The organism is Streptomyces humi (assembly GCF_001005085.2).
GTDB lineage: Bacteria > Actinomycetota > Actinomycetes > Streptomycetales > Streptomycetaceae > Streptomyces > Streptomyces humi.
This window is the reverse complement of record NZ_LBMU02000023.1, coordinates 404,468-427,679: the sequence shown is the minus strand read 5'-3', so window position 1 is coordinate 427,679 and position 23,212 is coordinate 404,468. Positions and strand designations below refer to the sequence as shown.

Here is a 23,212-nt window from a genome sequence, read left to right as displayed (position 1 = left end):
TGCGCTTCAGGGCAAGGGGGTTGAGCGGTCACCGGTCGGCGAAGGGGCCCTCCAGGGCTGCCCACTGGAGCAGCATGATGGTCTTGGCGTCGGCGATCTCCCCCGTGCGGATCATCTCCAGGGCCCGCCGGAAGGGGAGTTCGAGGATCTCGATGTCCTCGCCCTCCTCCGCAAGGCCGCCGCCCTCGTGGGTGCGGGTGGAAGGGCCGTAGGCGGCCGCGTAGAAGGAGATCCGCTCGGTGACCGAGCCCGGGCTCATGTACACGTCGAAGACGTGCTGCACGTCGCCGACCGTGTGGCCGGTCTCCTCGACGGCCTCCCGGCGGACCGCGTGCTCCGGGTGCTCGTCCTCCTCGTCGAGGAGGCCCGCCGGGGTCTCGATCAGCATGCCGTCGGGGTGGCCGTTGACGTACACGGGGAAGCGGAACTGACGGGTGAGCAGCACGGTCTCGCGCCCGGCGTCGTAGAGGAGCAGCGCGGCGCCGTTGCCCCGGTCGTGGGTCTCGCGTTCCTCGGTGTGCCAGGTGCCGTCGGCGTGCCGGTAGTCGAAGGTGGTGGCCCGCTCGATGTACCAGTGGCTGGACAGCAGTCTCACCTGCCGGACCCGCACGTCCGGGTTCCCGGTCAGTCCCAGGCCGGTGCGGTCGAGTCCGGTACGGCCCCGGCGGTCCGGGGTGTCGATCCCGGCGGTCACCGGACACCGGCCGGACGGGCGGAGAGGTTCGGATCGCTCATGATCACCTGTCTACCACCCGCCCGTCCGGGCCGATATGACCTAGTGCACCTCGGCCCTGGCCGGGTCCTCGTCGAGGAAGCCGCCCGACTGGTGCTGCCACAGCTTGGCGTAGGCGCCCTCCGCGGCGAGCAGTTCGTGGTGCGTGCCCTGCTCGACGATCCGGCCCCGGTCGAGGACCACCAGCCGGTCCATGGAGGCGACCGTGCTCAGCCGGTGCGCCACCACCAGGGCGGTACGCCCCTCCATGAGCCGCCACAGCGCCTCCTGGACGAGGATCTCGCTCTCCGAGTCGAGGGCGCTGGTCGCCTCGTCCAGGAGCAGGATCGGGGCGTCCCGGAGGATCGCGCGGGCCAGCGCGACCCGCTGGCGCTGGCCACCGGAGAGTTTCACCCCGCGCTCCCCCACCATGGTGTCGAAGCCGTCGGGCAGCGCGTCGGCGAACTCGGTGACGTGCGCGGCCTCGGCGGCCACCCGGATCTCGGCCTCGGTGGCACCGGGCCGGGCGAAGGCGATGTTCTCCCGCAGGGTGCGGTGGAACATCGCCGGGTCCTGCGGGACGTAGGCGATCTGGCCCCGGAGGTCGGCCTGGCGGAGCCGGCTGATGTCCTGGCCGCCGATCGTGATCCGGCCGGCGTCGAGGTCGGTCATCCTCAGCAGCAGCCGGGTCAGTGTGGTCTTGCCGCCGCCCGACCGGCCGACGAACCCGAACTTCGACCCGCTGGGCACGTCCAGTTCCAGCCCCTCGAACAGCGGTCTGGCGCCCGCATGGGTGAAGGAGACCTTCTCGAAGCGGACGTCGGCGGCCCGCGGCGCGAGCGGTTCCGGTACGGCCGGGTCGAGCACCGTGGGCGGGTCCAGGAGCAGTTCGGTGAACTGCGCCGCCTCCGTCATGGAGCTCTCCATGCGCCGGTAGATCTGGTTGAACTCGAACATGATCCGGGTCGCGTTGCTGAAGTAGGTGAAGGCCACCACGACCGCCTCCACGCTGTGGCCCCCGCCGGCCAGCGCGACGGCCAGCAGCAGGCCCAGCGCGTTGGTGGCGACGGACATCGGCGCGACGAACGTGTCGATGCGCAGGTTGCCGTAGTCCCAGGAGCGCAGCTGGCGCCGGCGCGACTCGGCGACCCGCAGCCGGTGTTCGGCGGCCTCCCGCCGCTCCGCGGCGAACGCCCGGACCGTGTCCATGTTCATCAGGCTGTCGGCGACGTGCCCGGACACCCGGGCGATGGCCTCCTCACGCTCGGCGACCAGCCGCTGCCGGCGCCGGATCAGCGGCACCACGCACACGCCGGTGACCGTGATCATCGTCAACAGCCCGACGACCAGCAGTGGTTCGTAGCGCCAGAGCACCACGGACCCGAAGGCCAGCGGCACGAAGCTGCCCACGATGTTGAAGGTCAGGGTGTCGGCGAACTCCTCGAAGCGGTTGGCGAAGCTCAGCACCCGTTTGGTCAGCGATCCGGCGAAGTTGTCGTGGAAGAACGAGGCGTCCCGCGCGAACAGTTCGTCCATCCCGATGACGTACAGCCGCTCGATGCCGAGGGCGTCCACGCGGTTCAGGCAGTGCAGGCCGATCCGCCAGACCGCCTCCGCCAGCAGCAGGACACCGGCGAAGCCGAGGACGTACGGCAGTGTGGTGCGCAGGCCCAGGCCGTGGCCGTCGGCGATCCGGCCGACCAGCTTGGCCACGACCAGCGGGGCCAGGTAGTTGATTCCGATGTTGCCGAGGGCCGGCAGCAGCAGGCCGGGCAGGGTCAGCCGCTTGAGCCGGGCCAGCTCCTGTCCGTAGTAGCGGAGCGCGAGCAGCACCGCGCCCTTTCGTGGTCCGGTCGCAGGTAAATCGACAGAGGACGTCATTTCAACCCTGTGTAGTCGTCGCACGGCATGCCGAGTCGGCCGCCGCAGGTCCGCGGCGGCCTGGAATCGGCAGGTCAGGAAAGGGAAGTGTGGCGCGACGAGGGTGACCCAGTCCACGTGTTTTTCGGCGCGACGACTACGGTCCGAACACGTTTCCGGCCTGGTTCCGGACGCCCCGGGTCAGCGACCGCGGCTCGCCCACAGCAGGCCGCGCTCGGTGAGGGTGCGGACCTCGGGCACGTCGAAGTCGTCGGGTTTGTGGCCGACCGTCGAGACGAAGACCCGGCCCGCGCCCCAGGTCCTGGTCCACACCGCGGGCATCACCACGGGCCGGTCGTGCAGTTCGCCGACGGGGAAGGTCGTGGTGGCGAGGACGTCGACGTGCGGGTCGGTGAGCACCCAGTACTGCTCGGTGTGCACGGTGAAGTCGTCGAGACCGGCGACGACGGGGTGGCCGGCGCGCTCGGGCAGCGGATGCACGGTGTGGTCGTGGAAGCCGGGCGGGTGCATGACGAACGCACCGCCGGTCAGCAGGTGGTAGCCGTGGTCCTGGAAGCTGTCGACGATTCCGCCGTGCCAGCCGGCCAGCCCGGTGCCGGCCCGCACGGCCGCGGCCAGGCCCTCGCTCTGCTCCGGGGTGATGTCCCCCATCGACCAGCACTGCACGATCAGATCGGTGGCGGCCAGCCGGTCCGCGTCCTCGTACACCGCGAGGTCCTCGGCGGTGTCGACGGAGAACCCCCGCTCCTTCAGGAACGGGACGAATCCGTCGCTGATCGTCACGGGCCGGTGCCCGTCCCAGCCGCCGCGGACCACCAGGGCCCGCCGTATGTCTTCCGTGGTCAAGGTGATCGCACGCTCCCGTCGGTCGGTCCGGAACCCGGACCCGAGAACGGTCGCCGTGCCGCGGCCCGCACGTCAACGGTGCCCGCCCGGACGGTTCTCACCGCCGCCCCCGGGCGGCGCCCCGGTCCACCCGCCCGCCCTGGTGCCGCGCCCACTCCGGGGCCGGCAGGCCGAGCAGCCGTTCGATCTCCGCCGCGCCGGGCAGCGTCCCGTGGTCCCCGGTCACCTGGAGCGCGGAGACCGCGGTGAGGTGGCCGAGCCGCAGGGCGCGGGCCGGTGTCTCCCCGCGCAGCAGCCCGGCCAGGAAGCCCGCCGCGAAGGCGTCGCCGGCCCCGACCGGTTCCAGGACCGCCGTGCGCAGCGCGGGCACCGCGCACACGCCGGCCGCGGTGACGGCGGTCGCGGCACGGGCGCCGTCCTTGACGACGAGGATCCGCGGACCGGGCAGCAGCTCCCGCAGCCCGGTGACGGTCAGGCCGGCGCCCCACAGCTCCCGCGCCTCGTCGAGGCCCACGAAAACGATGTCGGCCCGGTCGGCGAGGGCCCGCAGCACCGTCGGAGCGGTGCCGTCCGGCCACAGCGCGGCCCGGTGGTTGACGTCGAAGCTGATGGCGTACGGCCGTTCGGCGGCGGGCGCGCCGAGGGCGCGGGTCACCAGGTCGCGGCAGGACGGGGAGAGGGCTGGGGTGATGCCGGTGAGGTGCAGCAGGGCGGCCGAGCGGACCGGTTCGCCGTCGAGCAGGCCGGGTCCGAGGGCCGAGGCGGCCGAGCCGGAGCGGTAGTAGTGGACGCGGGTCCCGTTGGGGCCGGGGTTCTTCAGCAGGAGGCCGGTCGGCCGGTGCGGGTCGGTGCGGACATGGCTGACGTCGACACCGGCGGCGGCGACGGCGGCGCGGACCCGGTGGCCCAGCGGGTCGTCGCCGAGGGCCGACAGCCACACGGCCGGGATGCCGTGGTCGGCGAGGTACACGGCCACGTTCGACTCCGCGCCGGCGACGGACAGCCGCAGCTGCTCGGCGTCCGCGAGCGGCCGGGGCGGGTCGGGGGCGAGCGCCGCCATGGTCTCGCCGACGCAGACGACCGGTCCCGGGGCCGGCCGCCAGGCCCCCGTCACGCGGGTCCCTCCGCCCGCGCCCCGGTGCGTACGGCGGCCCGGAAGGCGCGCGCCCGCTCACGCAGGCCGGTGATGCTGCCACCGTCCGCCGCGTCGCCCACGAGGGGGGAGCCGACGCCGACGGCGGTCGCCCCGGCGGCCAGGTAGTCCCGGGCGGCCGTGACGTCGACGCCGCCCACCGGGACGAACGCGGCGCCGGGGAAGGGGCCGCGCAGTGCCTTCAGGTACGCCGTGCCGCCGGCCTCGGCGGCCGGGAAGAGTTTCAGGGCGGCGGCGCCCCGGGCCTCCGCGGCGATGACGTCGGTGGGGGTGAGGACGCCGGCCAGCACCGGCATGCCGAGGTCCAGAGCGGTGTCGACGCCGGCGCCGAGGCCGGGGGTGACCGCGAAGGCGGCGCCCGCGCGGTGGGCCGCGTGCGCGTCGGCGGCGGTGAGCACGGTGCCGGCGCCGAGCGGCCGGCCGGGGCCGAGTTCCGCGCGGGCACGGGCGAGGACGGTGAGCGCGTCGGCGCCGCTCAGCGACACCTCGATCAGTTCGACGCCCTCCTCGGCGAGCGTCAGCACGGTGCGCAGGGTGGCGTCCGGGTCGCCGCCCCGCACGATGGCGAGCAGACGACAGGAAGCGAGGGCGGCTCGCAGATCCATGGACGGAAACTCCTTCCTCGGTCAACAGGACAACGGGGCCGACGGACGGGCCCGGCAGGCCGGCGGGCCGGCGGACGAACGGGCCGGCGGATCGGCGGGCGAAGAGGTCTGCGGGACAGTGGGCCAACGGGTCGGTGGGTCGGTGGTAAGCGGGGGCGGTGGATGGGTGGGGGCGGGTGGAGTCGGAGTCGGGCCGTTCAGCGGGGGCAGCGGCAGTCGGGGGTCATGGTGAGGCGCCAGTGGGCCTTTCCTGACGGTGGGACCCGGGCCGCGTCGTCCGGGCCTGCCTTGGCGAGGTCGAGGACGCGGCCGAGCATGGGCTCGACGCCGGTACTGCGGTAGGGCCGCTGCGCGGGCCAGCCGCCGAGGTTGCGCCACAGGGCGACGGACCGCGGCTGCCCCTCCGCCTCGACGGCCAGGGCGAGCCGGTCCGTGCCGTCGTGGACACAGCAGCGGCCGCCCGCCACCACGGCTCCGACCGCCGAGCCGTCGTCGGGTCCGAACCGGTCCATACGCAGCCCGAGGGGCGCCGGCCAGACCCCCTCCACCCAGGGCGCACCGGCCGGCCAGGGGCGGTCCAACAGCGGTGCGGCCTCCGGGAAGAGGCGCGTGGGCGCTCCGTCCCGGGCCCGGACCACGGCCGCCTCGGAGAGGTCGAGCAGGGCGTGCGCGGCCCAGAGGAAGCGGAAGCCGGGCTCGGCCGCCAGCGTGTACGCGGCCTCGACGCCGTCGGCCGTGGCGCGCACCCGGCGGGTCAGGGTGAAGCGGTCGCAGCGGACGGTCTCGGCGTCCCCCTCCCGTGTCCAGGGCCGGGACCAGGCGTCCCCGTGGTCGGGGGTACCGCGCACGGTCGGGACGCATTCCTCCACGCCGCCCGCGTCCACGAACGCGTCCCCCGGTGCCACGCCGTCGCGTTCCGGGCTCTCGCGGCGCCACAGCCACTCGCGGCCGCCCTGCCGCAGCGAGGTCCAACGGCCGCCGTGCCGGGGGTCGGTGACGACGTCGAGCGGCACGGTCACCACTCCGCGAAGGAGCCGTCGGGGTGCCGCCACACCGGGTTGCGCCAGCGGTGCCCGGCACGGTCGGCCGCGCGTACGGCCGCCTCGTCGACGGTGATGCCGAGCCCGGGGGCGTCGCCGCGCCGCGCGTACCCCTGCACGAACCGGAAGGGCTCGGGGTCCACCAGGTAGGAGAGGAGGTCGGCGTCCTTGTTGTAGTGGATGCCCCGGCTCTGCTCCTGGATCAGGAAGTTCGGGGTGGCGAAGGCGACCTGGAGGCTGGCCGCCAGCGCGATCGGCCCGAGCGGGCAGTGCGGGGCGAGCTGGGCGCCGTAGGTCTCGGCGAGCGAGGCGATGCGGTGCACCTCGGAGATGCCTCCCGCGTGGGACAGGTCGGGCTGGGCGACCGCGATCCCGGCGGCGAGAACGGGCAGGAAGTCGCCGCGTGCGTACAGGCGTTCACCGGTGGCCAGCGGGACCGGGCTGGTCGCGACCAGCCCGGGCAGCAGGTGACCCTGTTCGGGGACGACGGGTTCCTCCACGAACAGCGGGTGCAGCGGGCCCAGTTCGGCCAGGACGCGGCGGGCGGTCGCGACGGTGAAGCGGCCGTGGCAGTCGACGGCGACGTCCCGGTCGGGGCCGAGGGCGTCCCGGGCGGCGCTCACCCTGGCGAGCACCGCCGCCGTCTCCGCCGCCGTGGCGATCGGCGAGGTGGCGCCGGCCGCGTTCATCTTCACCGCGGTGAAGCCCGCCTCGACCTGGGCCGCGATCTGCTCGGTGAGCTGGGCCGGTTCGTCGCCGCCGACCCAGGCGTAGACCCGTACCCGGTCGCGCACCGGGCCGCCCAGCAGGGCGTGCACGGGGGCGCCGTAGGTCTTGCCCGCGATGTCCCACAGGGCCTGGTCGAGGCCCGCGACGGCGCTGGAGAGCACCGGGCCGCCCCGGTAGAAGCCGCCCTTGGTGAGCACCTGCCAGTGGTCCTGGATGCGCAGCGGGTCCTGCCCCACCAGGTACTCGGCGAGGACGTCGACCGCCGTGCGGACGATCTCCGCCCGTCCCTCGACCACGGGTTCGCCCCAGCCGACCACGCCGTCGTCGGTCTCGACGCGGCAGAACAGCCAGCGGGGCGGGACGAGGAAGGTCTCTATTCGCTCGATCTTCACTGACCGCCGTTGCCTTTCGGGTCGTCGTCGGGGCCGTCGAGCCGGGCCAGGTCGCGGCCGGCCTGGTCGAGCAGGGCACGCATGGCCCGCTCGGCCGCGTCCGGGTCGCCGTCGCGCACGGCGTCCAGGACGGCGCGGTGCGCGGGCACGGGCGGCTCGCTGTGCGGGGAACTGTGCACGATGCGGTCACGGTGGGCGAGCCCCGACTCGATGACCATCTCCATGCGTTCGAGCAGTTCGTTGTGGGTGGCGGTGAGCAGCGCGCGGTGGAAGGCGAGGTCGGCGTCGACGGCGTGCCCGGCGTCGGCTCCGGGGCTGTCCATCGCCGTCAGGGCGTCCGTGAGGGCGACCAGGTCGGACTCGGTGCGGCGCTCGGCGGCGAGCCGGACGGCGGCCGGTTCGATGATCGCCCGGACCTCGGCGAGGTTGCGCAGCAGGGACCGGTCGGCGTCGGTCGTCCGGCCGCCCTCGAACTGCCAGCGCAGCACGTCGGCGTCGAGCAGGTTCCAGTCGGCGCGGGCCCGTACGAAGGTGCCGCGCTTCTGGCGGGCGTCGACCATGCCCTTGGCGGCGAGCACCTTGAGGGACTCGCGCAGCGCGGTGAGGCTGACGTCGAGTTCGCTCTGTAGCGCCACCAGGTCCAGCGTGGCCCCTTCCGGGATCTCGCCGCCCAGGATGCGACGGGCCAGGGCCTCCACGGTCTGGCCGTGCACGCCTCTGCGGGCGTAGGGCGTCATGTCGTCCAGCCTTTCTGTCCAGGGGGCATCATGCGGAGGCCTTCACGACGCTCCAGCCGCCGTCCACGACCAGTCCGGCGCCGGTGATGTAGGAGGCTTCCGCGGCGCCGAGGAACGCGATCGCGGCGGCCACCTCCTCGGGGGTGCCGAACCGGCGGGCCGCGGTCCCGGCGACGCTGCGCTCCCGTTCCCCGGCCGGCACCCGGTCCCAGGCGCCGGTCAGTATCGGTCCGGGCAGGACCGCGTTGACGCGTACCTCGGGTCCGTACTCGACGGCGAGCTGTCCGCACAGGGACAGCAGACCGCCTTTGGCGGCGGCGTAGGCGGGGTGGCCGGGGAGGCCGGCGTGGGCGTGCACGGACGAGGTGAGCACCACCGAGCCGTGGCGGGCCCGCAGGTCGGGCAGTGCGGCCTTGACGCCGAGGAAGCCGCCGGTGAGGTTGACGGCGAGCTGCCGCTGCCAGGACGCCAGGGACAGTTCGTGGGCGGGCCGGACGTCGACGGTGTAGGCGTTGCTGACGAGCACGTCGACGGGACCGAAGCCGTGGGCGGCGGTGATGATCCGCGCCCAGTCGTCCTCGTCGGCGACGTCCGCGTGCACGTACCGGGCCCGGCCGCCGTCCTCGGTGATCCCGTCCGCCACGGCCCGGCCGCGCTCGTCCGCGATGTCGGCGACCACGACGGCGGCTCCCTCGCGGGCGAGGCGTTCGGCGGTGGCGGCTCCGATGCCGGAGGCGCCCCCGGTCACCACGGCGGTGAGGCCGGCGAAGCGGGCGCCGTACCGGCGTACGGACTGGTCCATCGGGCTCCTTAGAAGGTGAGCTGCTGGAAAGATATGCGGCCTACAGCCGGGTCAGCACCACCAGGTCGGCATCGTGCCCGGCGCTCCAGGCGAACGGCAGGCCGTGGTGGAGCAGGTGGGCGCCCCCGTACGACGTTCCGGTGACCGTGTCCCGGTAGCGTGCCGCCGGGTCCAGGCCGCGCAGCCGGAGCCGGGCGGGGCGGCCGGGCAGCAGCGGCGCCCCGTCGAGGCGGCCGGTGGAGAGGGCGGCGACGACGGTGCGGTCACCGGCGTCGTACTGGACCCCGCAGGTGGCGTCGTCCGGGGTGCCGAGCAGGCGGGCCTCGCCGTGGTGGACGACGTCCCTGACCTCCTTGTAGCGGGCGATCCACCGGGCGGCCTCGGCCCGCTGCTCCGGGGTCCAGGCGCGCAGGTCGGCGCCGATCCCGAGCACCCCGCACATGGCGTTGACGAACCGGAAGGCGAGGCTGCGCGGGCGGGGGTCGAGGACACCGGGGGCGTCGGTGACCCAGGAGCTCATCACGTGGGGCGCGTGGGCGTGCAGGAAGCCGTGCTGGATGCGCAGCCGGTCCAGGGGCGCGGTGTTGTCGCTGGGCCAGACGACGTCGGTGCGGGCGATGGTGGCGTGCTCGACGCGGCCGCCGCCGGCACAGCCCTCGACGGTGACCCTGGGATGAGCGGTGCGCAGGTGGTCGAGGACCCTGAGGTAGCCGGCGACGTGCTCGGCGTCCAGGTCGACGGGGCCCGCGCCGGGGCGGCCGCGTTCGGTGGGCGGGCGGTTCATGTCCCATTTCAGGTAGCTGATGTCGTACTCCCCGAGCAGCCGGTCGAGGGTGCCGACGACGAAGTCCTGGACGTCGGTCCGGCCGAGGTCGAGGAGCAGCTGGTTGCGGACGAGCCGGGCCGGGCGGCCGTCGACGCGGTAGACCCAGTCGGGGTGCTCGGTGTGCAGCCGGCTGCCGGGGCTGACCGCCTCCGGCTCGACCCACAGGCCGAAGTCCAGCCCCAGCGCCCGTACCTGAGCGACGAACTGCCCGAAGCCGTCCGGGAAGGCGGCCGGGTCCGGGTGCCAGTCGCCCAGTCCTCCGGTGTCGTCGTGGCGGCCGGTGAACCAGCCGTCGTCCACGACGAACAGCTCGGCGCCGATGTCCGCGGCCGTCCGGGCCAGCTCCAGTTGGCCGGCCGCTTCGACGTGGAAGCCGGTGGCCTCCCAGGAGTTGTAGAGGACCTTGCGGGGGCGGTGCAGCCGTTCGCCGGTGAGACGGCGTTCGTAGCGGTGCCAGACCCGGGACAGCCCGTCGAGTCCGTCCGGGCTGAAGGCGCAGGCGAGGCGGGGTGTCACCAGGGTCTCGCCGGGGGCCAGGCGGACGGCGCCCTCGTGCGGGACGCGTCCGGCGCGGACCCGTAGGCTGCCGCCCGGCTCGGCCTCGGCCGTGATGTGCCAGTTGCCGGGCCATTCGAGGGCGATGCCGTAGGCCGCGTCGCCGTCCTGCACGGCGAGCCACGGCGCGTACGCGTGCCCGGGGGCGCCCTGGAGGCTGCCGATGGTGAACGTGCCTCTGTCGAGGTCGAGTCGGGTGCGCTGGAACTCCTGCGACCACTGTCCGCTCAGATACGTGAGCCGGGCCGGGCCGCTGACCGGGATGTTCACGGCGGCCGAGTCGAGCCGCTCCAGGCGGACCTCGTCCCGGGCGGTGAACTCGGCCCACCGCAGGATCACGTCGGTGCCCGGCACGCTCTCGTAGCCGAGGACGGTCCGCACTCCGGTCACGTCGTCGGTGAAGGCCAGCCGCAGGGACCCCTCGGTGGCGTCCGCGCCCTCGAACCGCCACCACATGCCCCGTTGGTCGCCGTCCGGGCGTGCGGCCACCACCTCGGACCCGGTGAACGGCCGCAGCCCGTACGGCAGGTACTCGGCCGGAGCCGCGTCGGCCGGCGTGATGAAGTGGGTGCGGCGGGACCGCTCCAGGGCGGACGGTCCGTCCTCCACGCCGAGCGGGCCCCAGGCGTCGAGCTCGGCCCAGGGGCCGTCCGGGGAGAGCCGGACGGTGTAGCCGGTGTTCTCCGTCCGCAGGGTCCAGCGCTGGTACGTCACTTGACCGCCCCCAGGTTGAGGCCGGCCACGAAGTGCCGCTGGAACCGCAGGAACACGGCGACCGTGGGCGCCGCGGCGATCACGGAACCGGCCGCGATCACGTTCCACATCGACACGTACTGGCCCTGGAGTCCGATGAGGGCGGCGGTGATCGGCATCTTGCTGTCGCTGCGCAGCACCGTGATCGCCCAGAGCAGGTCGTTGAAGATCCAGGTGAAGGACAGCGCGCTGAGCGCGGCCAGGGCCGGGCGGGTCAGCGGCAGGATGATCCGCCAGAAGATCTGCCAGGGCCCGGCGCCGTCCACGACCGCGGCCTGCTGGATCTCCACCGGGATCGACCGCATGAACCCGTGCAGGACGAAGACGTAGAAGCCGACGCCGAAGCCGATCTGCACGCCGGCGAGCGCGGGCAGCGTGTCGTAGACGCCCATCAGCTCGCTCAGTTTGGACACCGGGATGAGCAGGATCTGCGGCGGGAGCAGGTTGCCGCCGAGCATCAGCAGCAACAGGAAGCGCCGGAAGGGGAGTTCGTAGCGGCTGAGGGCGAACGCCGCCATCGCGGCGAGGGCCAGGGTGATCAGGACGCAGGGGACGGTGACCAGCAGGCTGTTGACCAGGGCCCGCTGCTGGCCGCCGTCGGTCCAGGCCTGGCCGAAGTTGGCCAGCGTGAAGGAGCGCGGCCAACTGCCCAGGCCGTGGGCGGCGATGTCGTCGAAGGTGCGCAGGCTGGTGACCAGGACCAGCGCGATGGGCAGCAGCCACACGGCGGCCAGGGCACCGGCGCCCAGGTGGAATCCGGCGGTCGCGGCCCGTCTGCGGCGCAGGGCCGTGGAGCCGGCGGACATCAGTCGGCCTCCCGGAACGCGCGGACGAGATAGGAGGCGATGACCCCGAAGGCGAGCACGAAGATGACGACGGCCAGGGCGGAACCGTAGCCGAGGCGCAGGGACTGGAAGGCGGTCGAGTACATGTAGGTGCTCAGCAGCTCGGACGAGTGGTAGGGGCCGCCGCGGGTCAGCGACCAGACGACGTCGAAGGAGCGCAGCGAGTCGATGACGATGACGGACAGGACGACCGCGTTGACGCCGCGCAGTTGGGGCAGGGTGACGTGCCGGAAGCGCTGCCGGGCGCTCGCGCCGTCGACCTTGGCGGCTTCGTGGAGCGCCGGGTCGATGCCCTTGAGGCCGGCCAGGTAGAGCACCATGACGTAGCCGATCTGCCGCCACAGCGCGGGCACGATCACCGCGTACAGGGCGGTGTCCTGGTCGGCGAGCCAGGCGTGCTGGAGACCGCCGAGGCCGACGGCGGCCAGCAGCCGGTCGAGGACGCCGTCGGGCTGGTAGATCGCCTGCCAGACGAGGGCGGTGGCGACCAGCGAGAAGACGACCGGCAGGAACAGCGCGGCCCGGTAGAGGCCGACTCCGCGGCGCTCCTGCTGGAGCAGCAGCGCGGCGGCGAGGCCGAGAACGGCGGACAGGCCGCCGAAGAGGACCAGCCAGAGCACCGTGTGCCAGGCCGCGCCGCGGAAGACGTCGTCGTGGGCCATCTCCCGGAAGTTGCCGAGCCCGGTGAAGCGCGGCGGGGAGACCCCGTCCCACTTGGTGAAGGCGAGGTAGAAGCCCTGCACGGCGGGCCAGAACACCCACAGCGCCTCGGCGAGGAGCGGGACCAGGACGAAGGCGAGGACCAGGGGCGGGACGCGCCCGGGGACCCGGGTCCGCCTGCCGCTTGTGGGCACGCGGGCCGGGGACTTCCGGTCGGGGGCGGTCAGCACGGCCACGTCAGGCGTTCCAGATCTTCTGGGCGTCGCGCTGCCAGTCGGTGAGGATGCCGCCCACCTGCTTGGGCTCGGCCAGGAACTTGGTCAGTGCGGTGTCCGCGGTGGGCTGGAGGGCGTCGCTGGAGTCGCGGTTGAAGAACTGGGTGATCTCGGCGGCCGAGGCCACGTGCGCGCGGCCCTTCTTCACGAGCGCGGTGCCGGCGTCCTTGGCGTCCGGGTTGCAGGGCAGGACGGTGCCGGAGGAGCCCTTGATGTAGATCTCCTGGGCCTCCGCGGTGGCCAGGTAGCTCATCAGGTCGTGGACCTGCTTGGCGCGGCCGGTGCGGGCGCTGGCGAAGTAGCCGTCCACCGGGGCCTCTTCGGCGAGCGGGACCTTGGAGTCGATGACCGGGAAGCGGAAGAAGTCGATGTCGTCCAGGGCGCTTGCGGGCGCCGAGTCGGCGAAGAAGGTGCCGATGAGCATCATGCCGGTCTTGCCGCCGAGCAGCGCGGTCGTGGCGTCCTGGAAGGCGAGTGCGGTGCCGTTGGGGTCGAAGTACGGCAGCACCTCCTGCCAGCGGTCGAAGACCTCGCGCACCTCGGGGTCGTCGAACCGGTGCTTTCCGGCGAGGAGTTCGCGGTGGTAGGGGGCGCCGTTGATCCGGATGTCGAGGTAGTCGAACCAGGCCGACGCCACCCAGGGGGTGTTGCCGCCGGCGCCGAGCCCGATCGGGGCGACGCCCTTGCTCTTGAGCTGGTCGCACAGGCCGAGGAAGTCGTCCCAGTTCTCGGGGAGTTCGGTGACGCCCCACCTGGCGAAGTGCGACTTCCGGTAGAACATGCCCCACCAGTAGTAGGTGGCGGGCACGAAGACCTTCCGGCCGGCGCTGGAGGTGCAGAGCGAGTGCAGCGCCTTGCTGTACTTCTTGAGGTCGGGCGAGGAGTTCCACACCTCGTCGAGGTCGAGCAGCAGGTTCTTCCTGGCGTAGGCGTTCGCGACCGAGCCCGGGTACCAGGTGAGCACGTCCGGCGGGTTGGCCGAGGTGAGGTAGGTCGGCAGCTGGGTGCGGAAGGTCTCGGCGGCCACCGTGTTAAGGGCGGCCCTGCCGGAGCGCTTCCTGCCGTACGCGGCGACCAGGTCCTCCATCGCCGCCTTGGCCTGCGGCGCGGAGAGGTTGGACTGGAGGGTCACCGCGCCCTTCGAGGAGTTCTTGCCGGTGGCGGCGGAGGTGACGCAGCCGCTGAGCATCGCCGCTGTCCCGGCGGCGCCGAGTCCGGCGAGGAACCGGCGTCGGCTGGGCTGAAGGTGGGCCATGTTGGATTCCTCGTTCACTTGAGTTCGGTCCGGTACACGTGGCCGTCGACTCCGCGGAACACCGCGTCCACGGCTCCGTCGGGTCCGGCGACCGCGCCGAGCGAGCCGTCGAACGCGGCGCTCGGGAACTCCTGCCGCTTGCTCCAGCCCTGCCAGCCGCCGTCGGCGTACCGCTGCTGCCAGAGCGTGTAGTCGGCGGCCCGTGCGTACAGCAGCACCGTGTCGCCGACGGCGACCAGCGTCGGGCTGCCGCTGACGGTGCCGCCGAGTGAGGTCCACGCGGACCACTCGCCCGAGGTGTCCCGGGTCCGGGTCCACACGTCGTCGGCCGCGGTGCGTACGGCGACATGGACGCGCCCCTGCGCGTCGACGGCGGCGGACGGGCGGCCGTACGTCGTCAGGGCGCCGGGCGCGCCGAGCGAGGACCAGCCGGTGGCCGGGCCGCGCTGCGCGACCGTGCCGTCGGTCCCGCGCGCGAACAGCGTCCAGTGGGCGGGGTCGGTGAACGCCACGGTCGGCGCGTCCGTCAACGCGCCGCCGCCCAGGGGCTCCCACCGGCCCCAGCGGCCGGCGGCGTGGACCCGCCGGTAGGCCCGCGAGTCGGCGCCGCGCACGAAGACGTCGGTCCGGCCGCCGGCCGAAGCGTAGACGGCGGGCTGGCCGAGGATCCGGCCCCCGGCGGGCCCCCCGAGGTCCTGCGTCCGCCCGCCGGTCCGCTCGACGAGTGAGCCGTGCGGCCCCCGGAGGAAGGTGGCACCGTCGCTCGTCACGGCGGGACTCGCCGTGGCCGTCACGCCCAGGTCGGTCCCCGGCGGGGCGTCGGCGCCGGTCAGCCTCAGGAAGGCGGTGCCGTGCGCCGGGACCTCCACGGTGTACGACCCCGTGTGCGTGCCCCGGTCGGCCCGTGCCCGCAGGTCGCGGACGCGCACCGGGCCCCCGAGGCCGGTGTCGGCGAAGCGCACGGTGCGCCCGGCCGGCCGGTCGGAACGGTTCAGGAGGACGACCGCGCGCTGCCCGGTCCCCCGCAGGACCTTGCTGTACACGTCGCCGACCGGGTCCGTCGCCACCCGGACGCCCTGGATCGCGAGGGGATCCTGGTCGACGGCGATGATCTCGGGATTACGGAGGGTCCTGATCATCGCGTCGGGCAGCGTCCGCGGGTCGGAGCCCAGCATCAGCGGTGAGCCCATCTCGGCCCACATCACGAACTGGGTGGTGGACTCCTCCTGGGTGAGCTCGTACGACCCGTCGGTCATCCTCCGCATGGGGATGAGGTAGTCGGGGTCGTTGTAGTGGCCGGGGCCCTGGGCCTCGGGGTGCCAGGCGTTGGCGTCCATGTTGCGCAGCACGTCGGGCCACTGGCCGGGGCTCGGGGTGCCCCAGGCGATGTCGGTGCCGGTGCGCCAGGAGTCGGCGGTCGTCGGCGCGTAGACGTAGGTGTTGTGGGCGTCCTGCTCGGGGGTGTGCGGCAGGCCCCAGTCGTCGGTGAGCGGGTTGCACAGGTTCAGCAGCATCCTGCGGCCGGACTTGGCGACCGCGTCGCTGAACTCCTGGAAAGCGGGCCCCGGATCGAGCTTCGCGCCGATCCCGCACAGGAAGTCGACCTTGATCGCGTCGATCTTCCAGTCCGCGAACTGCCGTGCGTCCTGGGCGTAGTACCCGCGGCTGCCGAGGCCGCAGCTCCTGCCGCCGTCGTAGGTGCCGGCGTCGGTGTAGATACCGGCGCGCAGCCCTCGCTCGTGCAGGTAGGACACGAGCGCCGGGATGCCGGAGGGGAAGCGTGCCGGGTTGGCCGTCAACCGTCCTTGTGCGTCACGGGGGTTGTCGGCCTGCCAGCCGCCGTCCAGCCACACGATGTCGTAGCCGGCGTCGCGCAGACCGCTGCCGACCAGCTTGTCGGCGACGGAGCGGACCTCCTTCTCGGTGGGCGCGCCGAGGCCGTAGTAGGAGTTCCAGCCCATGTAGGGGGTCCGCGCGAGACCGCTGTCGTAGTAGGCGGGTGCGCCCTGGTCGACGGCGGCCGCGGCGCCGGGGGTCGCGGTGGCGGCCAGGACCGCTGCGATCGCGGCCGAGAGAGCAGCTCGGGGCAGAGTCACGTTCGTCACGGCGACGACTGTGGCCCGCGGCGGAAACAGTGTCAAGATTAATTACTAATTTAGGAGCAGTGGCCCGAACCGAGCCCGAGCTGAGCCCGAACCGAGCCCGGACGGGCTCGGTGGGCCGGTCACTTCAGCCGCCGGTCACCTCAGCCGCCGGTCAGTACCCGGACGGGCGTGCCGTCGAGGAAGGCGGTGATGTCCTCCACCGCCTCCGTGTAGAAGGTGCGGTAGTTGTGCTCGGTGACATAGCCGAGGTGCGGGGTGGCCAGCACGTTCGGCAGGGTGCGCAGGGGGTCGTCGGCGGGCAGCGGCTCGGTCTCGAAGACGTCGAGTCCGGCGCCCGCGATCCAGCCCTCGCCGAGGGCACGCAGGAGCGCGCTCCGGTCGACGATCGCGGCGCGGGAGGTGTTGACGAGGTAGGCGTGCGGGCGCATGGCACGCAGCTCGGGTTCGCCGAGCAGTCCGCGGGTGCGGTCGGAGAGCACGAGGTGGACGGAGACGAAGTCGCTGCGGCCGAGCAGGTCCTCCTTGCTCGCGGCGAGTCGCGCTCCGGCGTCGGCCGCCCGCTCGGCGGTGAGGTTCGCGCTCCAGGCCAGCACGTCCATGCCGAAGGCGGTGGCCACGCGCGCCACCCGGGTGCCGATCTTGCCGAGTCCCAGCAGGCCGAGGGTCCGGCCCGCCAGGTCCTGGCCGACGGTGGACTGCCACGGCCCGCCCTCGCGCAGCGCGCGCTGCTCCACGGTGACCTGCCGGGCCAGGCCGAGCAGCAGCGCCCAGGTCAGTTCGACGGGCGGGGCGGGACTGCTCGTGGTGCCGCAGACGGTCACGCCCTGGGCGGCAGCCGCGGCGAGGTCGACGGAGGCGTTGCGCATCCCGGTGGTGACCAGCAGGCGCAGCCGGGGCAGCCGCCGCAGGAGGTCCGCGTCGACGGGGGTGCGCTCGCGCATGAGGACGACGATCTCGCAGTCGGCGAGCTCGGCCACGAGTCCGTCCCGGTCGGCGATGTGCTCGCGGAGGGTGCGCACCTCGGCCTTCCCGGCGAGAGGGCTCCAGTCGGCCAGGGCCAGGGCGGCGCCCTGGTAGTCGTCCAGTACGGCACAGCTAAGGGTCATGCGGGCATTCTTTCTCGTCGGCGGCCGGTCACAGCGGGCGCGTCCAGGCCTCGCCGGAGCGGGTCAGGGCGAAGGACGCGGCGGTTGCGGCCGCGAGCAGCACGGTGGCGAAGAGCAGCGGCAGGGCGGCTCCGCCGTGCAGGACCGCGACGGCCCCGGCGAGGCCGCCGGCGAACATGGCCAGCACGGACACGGAACGGCGCCCCACCCTGCCGCCGGGGCCGCCCGCCGCTCCGCTGTCGGCGGCCATGCCGGTGACGGTCAGGGTCAGCACGGTGGTGGTCAGGTCGGGGACGGCGAGGGCGCGGGCGGCGGCGTTCTGGACGCCCATGGCGAGGCCCAGCAGGACGATCAGCGCGTACCGCGCGGGGCCCGGGTACGGGGAGCCGGTGGTCTCGGCGACGAGGCAGGCGGCCAGTACGAGGACCGTCTCGAGCACGAGCGCCAGGTGCAGTACCCGGCCGCGGTGGGACCGGGCGCCGTGCGCCACCCGGCCGCCGAGCAGGGCGCCCACGGCGAAGGCGGCGAGCGCCGTCAGCGAGGCGGCCAGGGAGAAGCCCGCGGCGCCGGCGACGGCGAAGCCCGAGAAGACCACGTTGCCGGTCATGTTGGCGACGAAGACATGGCCGAGGACGAGGTAGCTGAAGGCGTCCACCAGGCCGGTCACCACGGTCAGGACGAGCATCACCGGGGGCAGCGGGCCGTGCCGGTCCCGCCGGTCCGGCACCACCGTGGCCCACGCGTCCCTGAGTACGGCGTACATGGTCGAACCTCCACAGTCGCCGGGACCGGCCCGGCCTCCGGCGTGAACTCCGGGCGGCCGAGCGGTCCCACACGGGGATCCCCGCAGGCGGCGACGTCCCGCGCGGCCGCCCCCGGCACGGTCGCGGGCCGGCCGCCGTATCGTACGACTCGTTGATCGCGAACGCCTCACGGCCCCGGCGACGGGCAGTACGGTGGGACGTCCGGCGCCATGAGCAACACCGAGTGAGACCCTGGGGCATTCCCGAGAACGACGGAAAGGCCGTTTCAGATGTCCTCTGAAACGGCCTCTGACCTGCGAATCCGCAAGTCGGGACGACAGGATTTGAACCTGCGACCCCTTGACCCCCAGTCAAGTGCGCTACCAAGCTGCGCCACGTCCCGGTGCGCTCACCGCGGTGGCCCGCGTGATCGCGCGAACAGCACCTTACCCCACGGACCCGCAGGCGCCGAAAGCGGACGTGGGAGGGGAGGGACAATCGGTCGTATGGAGAAGGCGCGGACAGCGGAACGGGACCGGGACACCGAGGGCCGGGCGCGCAACGCCCGGCCCCGCGACGGGCTGGGGCGGCCGCTGCCGTACGGCGCGCACGGCGTCGAGCGGCAGCCGGAGGGGGTCGTACGGACTCCCGCGGAGACGGTCGCCGAGGCGCAGGCACTGCTGGACGCCGGGAAGCCGTTCCACGCTCACGAGGTGTTCGAGGACGCCTGGAAGTCGGGGCCCGAGGAGCAGCGGGCGCTGTGGCGGGGGCTGGCGCAGCTGGCCGTGGGACTCACGCACGCGGCCCGGGGGAACGTGACCGGCGGGGCGCGGCTGCTGCGGCGCGGGGCCGGCGCGGTCGAGGAGTGGGCGGCCGGGAGCGGTGAGCGGCGGCCGTACGGGATGGACGTGGCCGGGCTCGCCCGCTGGGCCCGGGAGCTGGCGGGGCGGGTCGAGGGCGACGGGAGCGGCGGCAGGAGCGTCGAGGCGGGGGCGGAGGCGCCCCGGCTGCGCGGCGCCCCGTAGCACCGGGGTGACCCGCTGTCAGTGGCATGCGGCAGACTCGGGGGCGTGCGAAAGATTCATGTCATCGGTATCGGCGCGGGCGACCCCGACCAGCTCACCCTCCAGGCGGTCCGGGCGCTGCGGGACACGGACGTGTTCTTCCTGCTCGACAAGGGCGAGGTCAAGAGCGACCTCACCCGGCTGCGCCGGGACATGCTCGACACGCACATACCGGACGGCGGCTACCGGCTGGTCGAGGCGCGGGACCCGGAGCGGGACCGGGCGGCGAGCGGTGGCGCGTACTCGCCGGCCGTCGGGGACTGGCGCAGCGCCCGCGCGGACATCTACGAGCGGCTGATCCGCGAGGAGCTCGGCGAGGAGCAGACCGGCGCCTTCCTGGTGTGGGGCGATCCCTCGCTGTACGACAGCACGCTGGCGATCCTGGCCGAGGTGCTGGAGCGGGGCACGGTGGTGTTCGCGTACGACGTGGTGCCCGGTATCAGCAGCGTCTCCTCGCTGGTGGCCCGGCACCGTACCGGCCTGAACCGGGTGGCCCGGCCGGTGCAGATCACCACCGGCCGGCGGCTCGCCGAAGGGCTTCCGGACGGGGTGGACGACGTGGTGGTGATGCTGGACGCGCACCAGGCCTTCCGGCGGTACGCGGACCAGGACATCGACATCTACTGGGGCGCCTACCTCGGCACCCCGGACGAGATCCTGGTCGCGGGTCCGATCGCCGAGGCCGCGCCGCGCATCGAGCGACTGCGGGCCGAGGCGCGGGAGCGCAAGGGCTGGATCATGGACACCTATCTGCTGCGCCGCCATCCGCGAGGCCGGCAGGAGGACTGACCCTCACTGAGGCGGCTGCGCCGGGGACCACGGTCGCCGCGAGGCCCGGTGCGCCGGACCCGGCGGTCACCCGCCGCCGTCGGACCCGGCGGTAACCCGCCGTCGGACCCGGAGGTAACCCGTCGCCGGACCCGGCGGTCACCCGCCGCCGTCGGACCCGGCGGTCACCCGCCGTCGTCGTCCTCGGCGGTCGCCCGTGGCGCTCGTCCCGGGCCGAGGTCCAGGCGGGCCAGCGCGCCCGCCGGGTCCGGCACCGTCGTCACGCCGGCCGGCAGCGGAGGCCTTCGTACGACGACGACGGGCAGGCCCAGTTCGCGGGCGGCCGTGAGTTTCGCGGCCGTCGCCGCTCCCCCGCTGTCCTTCGTCACCAGGACGTCGATCAGGTTCTCGCACAGCAGCGCGGTCTCGCCGGCCACCGTGAACGGGCCACGGGCCAGCAGCACCTCGGTGTGCGGGGGCATGGGGGGTTCGGGGGGCTCCACGGACCGAACGACGAAGTGCCGGTCCGTCAGGTGGGCGAAGGCGGACAGCCCGAGGCGTCCCGTGGTCAGCAGGACGCGCGGGCCGAAGCGCGGCAGCAGGTCCGCCGCGGCGGCCAGGGAGTCCGCCGGGTGCCAGCGGTCCCCGGGGCCGGGCCGCCAGCCCGGGCGGCTCAGGACCAGGGCGGGGACGCCGGTCTCCGCCGCGGCCCGCGCCGCGTTCGCGGTGATCGTCTCGGCGAAGGGGTGCGTGGCGTCCACGAGGGCGGTCACGCGGTGCTCGCGCAGCCAGTCGGCGAGTCCGGCGGACCCGCCGAAACCGCCGGTCCGGACCGCGCCGGCCAGTGCGCCCGGCCTGCCGACGCGCCCCGCGAGGGAGGTGGTGACGCGGACACCGGGACGAGCGGCGAGCGCGGCGGCCAGCTCACGGGCCTCGGCGGTGCCGCCGAGGATCAGCACGTGCGGGGACATGCGCCGAGCGTACGGGCCCCCTGCCGGCCGGTGTCCGGCAGGGCGCGCGACGGCCGCCCGGCGGAGTGCCGGGCGGCCGTCGCGGGACCGGACCGTCGTCAGCCCTGGCGGGCCTTGAAGCGGGGGTCCTTCTTGTTGATCACGTAGACCACGCCACGTCGGCGGACCACCTGGGCGCCGGGCTTGGCCTTCAGTGAACGCAGGGACTTGCGGACCTTCATGGTTCTGTCCTCCTCGGGTCGGTCACCGGGGCCGGGGTCAGCCGCGGGCGCCGGCGCCGCGGCCGTAGCGGCGCTCGAAGCGCTCCACCCGGCCGGCGCTGTCCAGGACCCGTGTCCGGCCGGTGTAGAAGGGGTGCGACGCCGACGAGACCTCGACGTCGACGAGCGGGTAGGTGTTGCCGTCCTCCCACTCGATCGTCCGGGACGAGTCGGCGGTGGAGCGGGTCAGGAACGCGGTGTCCGCGGCACGGTCGCGGAAGACCACGAGCCGGGAGTCGGGATGGATGCGGGACTTCATGGGGTTCCTTCCAGGGACGGTGGGGTGGTTCGCGGTGGTTCGCGTCAGCGCTCTTCGCGGAAGTCCACGTGCGCGCCGGCCACCGGGTCGTACTTGCGCAGGACCAGCCGGTCGGGGTCGTTGCGGCGGTTCTTGCGGGTCACGTAGGTGACGCCGGTCCCGGCCGTCGACTTCAGCCTGACGACGGGACGCGCGGTACTGCGGGCCATGAGGTCCTCCCTTCATCCACACCCGGAACTACTGATCCGAGCATGTCAATCACGACCGGTCCAACAACGCCTCCCCCCGGCGCATTCCCGGCCTCTCGGATCCGCTAGCGCAGCAGCAGCTGGAGCCCGCCGACGATGGTCGCCGCGATGACCAGCTGCTCGAACAGCCGCTGGTTGATCCGCTCCACGGCCCATCGGCCGATGACCGCGCCGGGCACCACAAAGGCCACGAGCGCGGCGTCGAGGAGCAGCGAGTCGCCGTCGATCAGGCCCAGCCCGGCGCTGAAAGGGACCTTGGAGACGTTCACGATCAGGAAGAAGAACGCCGAGGTGCCGAGGAAACCGAGTTTGCGGAAGCCGGCCGACAGCAGGTAGAGGGACATCACCGGGCCGCCCGCGTTGGCGACCATCGTGGTGAAGCCGCCGAGGACGCCGTAGGAACCGGCCCTCACCCGGCCCGCGCGGGTGGTGACCGCGTCCGGATCCTCGGGGCCGTCGGCCGTGCGCCGCCGCCACAGGGTGACCCCGGCCATCAGCAGCAGGATCGCGCCGATCGAGGTCCGTACGACCCCGTCGTCGGCCCACACCAGGAACACCGTGCCGATCACCACGCCCGCGGCCACCGCCGGGAACAGCCGCCACAGCGTGGGCCAGTGGGCGTGCCTGCGGTAGGTGGCGACGGCCAGCACGTCGCCCGCGATGAGCAGCGGCAGCAGGACACCCGTGGACGCGCGGGCCGGGAGGACCGCGGCGAAGACGGCGAGACTGACGGTGTTGGCGCCGCTGACGGCGGTCTTGGAGAAGCCGACGAGGAGCGCGGCGAAGGCCAGGGCGGCGAACTCCCAGCCGGATATGTGCCAGAGGGTCATCGTGTTCATGCGGAGACCGATGCTATGTCCAGACAAGCCCGTGGGGTAAGTGGCGTCTCACCGGCTTCGCCAGGTCACTCCGCACGTCTGCGGCCGCACGCGTTTGCGCCTGGTCAGCGGGGGCACACGGGCTTCCACGGCCGCACGGAATGAAGCACTCCGAAGCGGATCCAAGCGGCCCGAACAGTCATGAAGCGGATCGGAACAGAACGAACAGAAGGAGAGGGAGACGCGGCCATGACCGTCGTGAAGAGCACGCTGCCCGACGGAGCACTCCAGGTCACCGGGACGGCTTTGCAGGAGACCCTGGTGGATCTGCTGGGACTGTCGCTGATCGGGAAGCAGGCCCACTGGAACATCGTCGGACCGCGCTTCCGGTCGATCCATCTCCAGCTCGACGAGGTGGTCGCCACCGCGCGCGCCCACTCGGACACCGTCGCGGAGCGCGCCGCCGCGCTGGGCGTGCCGCCGGACGGCCGTCCGGAGACCGTCGCGGCGGCCTTCGCGCTGCCCGGGGCCAAGGACGGCTGGCTGCGGGACGACGAGGTCGTGGACCTGATGGTGCGGACGCTGGAGTCGGCGATCGGGCGGCTGCGCGAGCGGATCGCCGCGACCGACGAGCCCGACCCGGTCACCCAGGACCTGCTGATCGCGATCACCGCCGACCTGGAGAAGCAGCGCTGGATGTTCGCGGCCGAGAACAGCTGAGCCGCGGGCGTCCTGAACGGCCTCCTCGACGGGCGGGTCCGCGGTGGCGCGCCGGTACGGACTTCCCGGCGCCGGTGCCGCGGT

The 23,212-nt window shown here is 73.5% G+C and carries 24 protein-coding genes and 1 tRNA gene; 3 read left to right on the top strand and 22 right to left on the bottom strand.

The window, feature by feature from the left end:
- Positions 1-28 precede the first annotated feature (28 nt).
- From AAW13_RS11010 to AAW13_RS10930, 17 genes are all read right to left on the bottom strand, one after another.
- Entirely contained in the window at positions 29-694 is a 666-nt protein-coding gene (locus tag AAW13_RS11010) for an NUDIX domain-containing protein (RefSeq protein ID WP_046728147.1), read from the bottom strand.
- 81 nt (positions 695-775) lie between these two features.
- Entirely contained in the window at positions 776-2,593 is a 1,818-nt protein-coding gene (locus AAW13_RS11005; protein WP_046728146.1) for an ABC transporter ATP-binding protein, read from the bottom strand.
- 180 nt (positions 2,594-2,773) lie between these two features.
- Positions 2,774-3,439, bottom strand: coding sequence for a ThuA domain-containing protein (locus tag AAW13_RS11000; protein WP_240528592.1), 666 nt, complete (start codon positions 3,437-3,439; stop codon positions 2,774-2,776).
- Between the two features lie 97 nt (positions 3,440-3,536).
- Positions 3,537-4,553 carry a sugar kinase gene (locus AAW13_RS10995; protein ID WP_046728144.1) on the bottom strand — a complete coding sequence of 339 codons (1,017 nt, stop codon included), beginning with the start codon at positions 4,551-4,553 and terminating at the stop codon, positions 3,537-3,539.
- Entirely contained in the window at positions 4,550-5,197 is a 648-nt protein-coding gene (locus AAW13_RS10990; protein WP_046728143.1) for a bifunctional 4-hydroxy-2-oxoglutarate aldolase/2-dehydro-3-deoxy-phosphogluconate aldolase, read from the bottom strand. Before AAW13_RS10990 ends, AAW13_RS10995 begins: the two co-directional genes overlap by 4 nt.
- A 197-nt stretch (positions 5,198-5,394) precedes the next feature.
- Positions 5,395-6,216, bottom strand: a complete 822-nt coding sequence (locus AAW13_RS10985; protein ID WP_046728142.1) for a hypothetical protein — start codon at positions 6,214-6,216, stop codon at positions 5,395-5,397.
- Positions 6,213-7,358 (bottom strand): galactonate dehydratase, encoded by a 1,146-nt coding sequence (gene dgoD / locus AAW13_RS10980; protein WP_046728141.1) that lies wholly within the window; start codon positions 7,356-7,358, stop codon positions 6,213-6,215. Before dgoD ends, AAW13_RS10985 begins: the two co-directional genes overlap by 4 nt.
- Positions 7,355-8,095, bottom strand: coding sequence for a FadR/GntR family transcriptional regulator (locus AAW13_RS10975; protein ID WP_046728140.1), 741 nt, complete (start codon positions 8,093-8,095; stop codon positions 7,355-7,357). The genes dgoD and AAW13_RS10975 overlap by 4 nt, the downstream gene beginning before the upstream one ends.
- 28 nt (positions 8,096-8,123) lie before the next feature.
- Positions 8,124-8,897 (bottom strand): SDR family NAD(P)-dependent oxidoreductase, encoded by a 774-nt coding sequence (locus AAW13_RS10970; RefSeq protein WP_046728139.1) that lies wholly within the window; start codon positions 8,895-8,897, stop codon positions 8,124-8,126.
- A 40-nt stretch (positions 8,898-8,937) separates the two neighbouring features.
- Positions 8,938-10,992, bottom strand: a complete 2,055-nt coding sequence (locus AAW13_RS10965; RefSeq protein ID WP_046728138.1) for an alpha-galactosidase — start codon at positions 10,990-10,992, stop codon at positions 8,938-8,940.
- On the bottom strand, positions 10,989-11,837 hold the full coding sequence (locus tag AAW13_RS10960) for a carbohydrate ABC transporter permease (protein WP_046728137.1): 849 nt from the start codon (positions 11,835-11,837) through the stop codon (positions 10,989-10,991). The genes AAW13_RS10965 and AAW13_RS10960 overlap by 4 nt, the downstream gene beginning before the upstream one ends.
- Complete coding sequence (locus AAW13_RS10955) at positions 11,837-12,772, bottom strand: carbohydrate ABC transporter permease (protein WP_046728136.1); 936 nt, start codon at positions 12,770-12,772, stop codon at positions 11,837-11,839. The genes AAW13_RS10960 and AAW13_RS10955 overlap by 1 nt, the downstream gene beginning before the upstream one ends.
- Before the next feature lies 1 nt (position 12,773).
- Complete coding sequence (locus AAW13_RS10950; RefSeq protein ID WP_046728219.1) at positions 12,774-14,066, bottom strand: ABC transporter substrate-binding protein; 1,293 nt, start codon at positions 14,064-14,066, stop codon at positions 12,774-12,776.
- A 14-nt stretch (positions 14,067-14,080) separates the two neighbouring features.
- Complete coding sequence (locus tag AAW13_RS10945) at positions 14,081-16,171, bottom strand: DUF8189 domain-containing protein (RefSeq protein WP_046728135.1); 2,091 nt, start codon at positions 16,169-16,171, stop codon at positions 14,081-14,083.
- Positions 16,172-16,311: 140 nt separating this feature from the next.
- The gene (locus tag AAW13_RS10940; RefSeq protein WP_046728134.1) at positions 16,312-17,277 is read right to left on the bottom strand and encodes a D-2-hydroxyacid dehydrogenase family protein; all 966 of its coding nucleotides are present in this window, start codon (positions 17,275-17,277) and stop codon (positions 16,312-16,314) included.
- Positions 17,278-17,305: 28 nt separating this feature from the next.
- The gene (locus tag AAW13_RS10935; protein WP_046728133.1) at positions 17,306-18,040 is read right to left on the bottom strand and encodes a YoaK family protein; all 735 of its coding nucleotides are present in this window, start codon (positions 18,038-18,040) and stop codon (positions 17,306-17,308) included.
- Positions 18,041-18,349: 309 nt separating this feature from the next.
- Positions 18,350-18,423: transfer RNA gene (locus AAW13_RS10930), tRNA-Pro, on the bottom strand.
- A 103-nt stretch (positions 18,424-18,526) separates the two neighbouring features.
- Here AAW13_RS10930 and AAW13_RS10925 point away from each other — a divergent pair.
- Both AAW13_RS10925 and cobF read left to right on the top strand, forming a co-directional pair.
- Positions 18,527-19,045, top strand: coding sequence for a DUF309 domain-containing protein (locus tag AAW13_RS10925; RefSeq protein WP_046728132.1), 519 nt, complete (start codon positions 18,527-18,529; stop codon positions 19,043-19,045).
- A gap of 45 nt (positions 19,046-19,090) precedes the next feature.
- Positions 19,091-19,873 (top strand): precorrin-6A synthase (deacetylating), encoded by a 783-nt coding sequence (gene cobF / locus AAW13_RS10920; protein ID WP_046728131.1) that lies wholly within the window; start codon positions 19,091-19,093, stop codon positions 19,871-19,873.
- Positions 19,874-20,037: 164 nt separating this feature from the next.
- On the opposite strand, the gene AAW13_RS10915 is transcribed toward cobF, so the two are convergent.
- The 5 genes from AAW13_RS10915 to AAW13_RS10895 form a co-directional block, all read right to left on the bottom strand.
- Positions 20,038-20,823 (bottom strand): cobalt-precorrin-6A reductase, encoded by a 786-nt coding sequence (locus AAW13_RS10915; protein WP_046728130.1) that lies wholly within the window; start codon positions 20,821-20,823, stop codon positions 20,038-20,040.
- 98 nt (positions 20,824-20,921) lie between these two features.
- Complete coding sequence (gene ykgO / locus AAW13_RS10910) at positions 20,922-21,044, bottom strand: type B 50S ribosomal protein L36 (protein WP_046728129.1); 123 nt, start codon at positions 21,042-21,044, stop codon at positions 20,922-20,924.
- Between the two features lie 37 nt (positions 21,045-21,081).
- Positions 21,082-21,342, bottom strand: coding sequence for a type B 50S ribosomal protein L31 (locus AAW13_RS10905; RefSeq protein WP_046728128.1), 261 nt, complete (start codon positions 21,340-21,342; stop codon positions 21,082-21,084).
- Positions 21,343-21,386: 44 nt separating this feature from the next.
- Complete coding sequence (gene rpmG, locus AAW13_RS10900) at positions 21,387-21,551, bottom strand: 50S ribosomal protein L33 (protein ID WP_046728127.1); 165 nt, start codon at positions 21,549-21,551, stop codon at positions 21,387-21,389.
- A 104-nt stretch (positions 21,552-21,655) separates the two neighbouring features.
- A complete protein-coding gene (locus AAW13_RS10895) occupies positions 21,656-22,429 on the bottom strand; it encodes a sulfite exporter TauE/SafE family protein (RefSeq protein WP_046728126.1) in 774 nt (257 codons plus the stop codon).
- Between the two features lie 228 nt (positions 22,430-22,657).
- Between AAW13_RS10895 and AAW13_RS10890 the strand changes: the two genes are divergently transcribed.
- A complete protein-coding gene (locus tag AAW13_RS10890; RefSeq protein ID WP_046728125.1) occupies positions 22,658-23,128 on the top strand; it encodes a Dps family protein in 471 nt (156 codons plus the stop codon).
- The last annotated feature ends 84 nt before the right edge of the window (positions 23,129-23,212 follow it).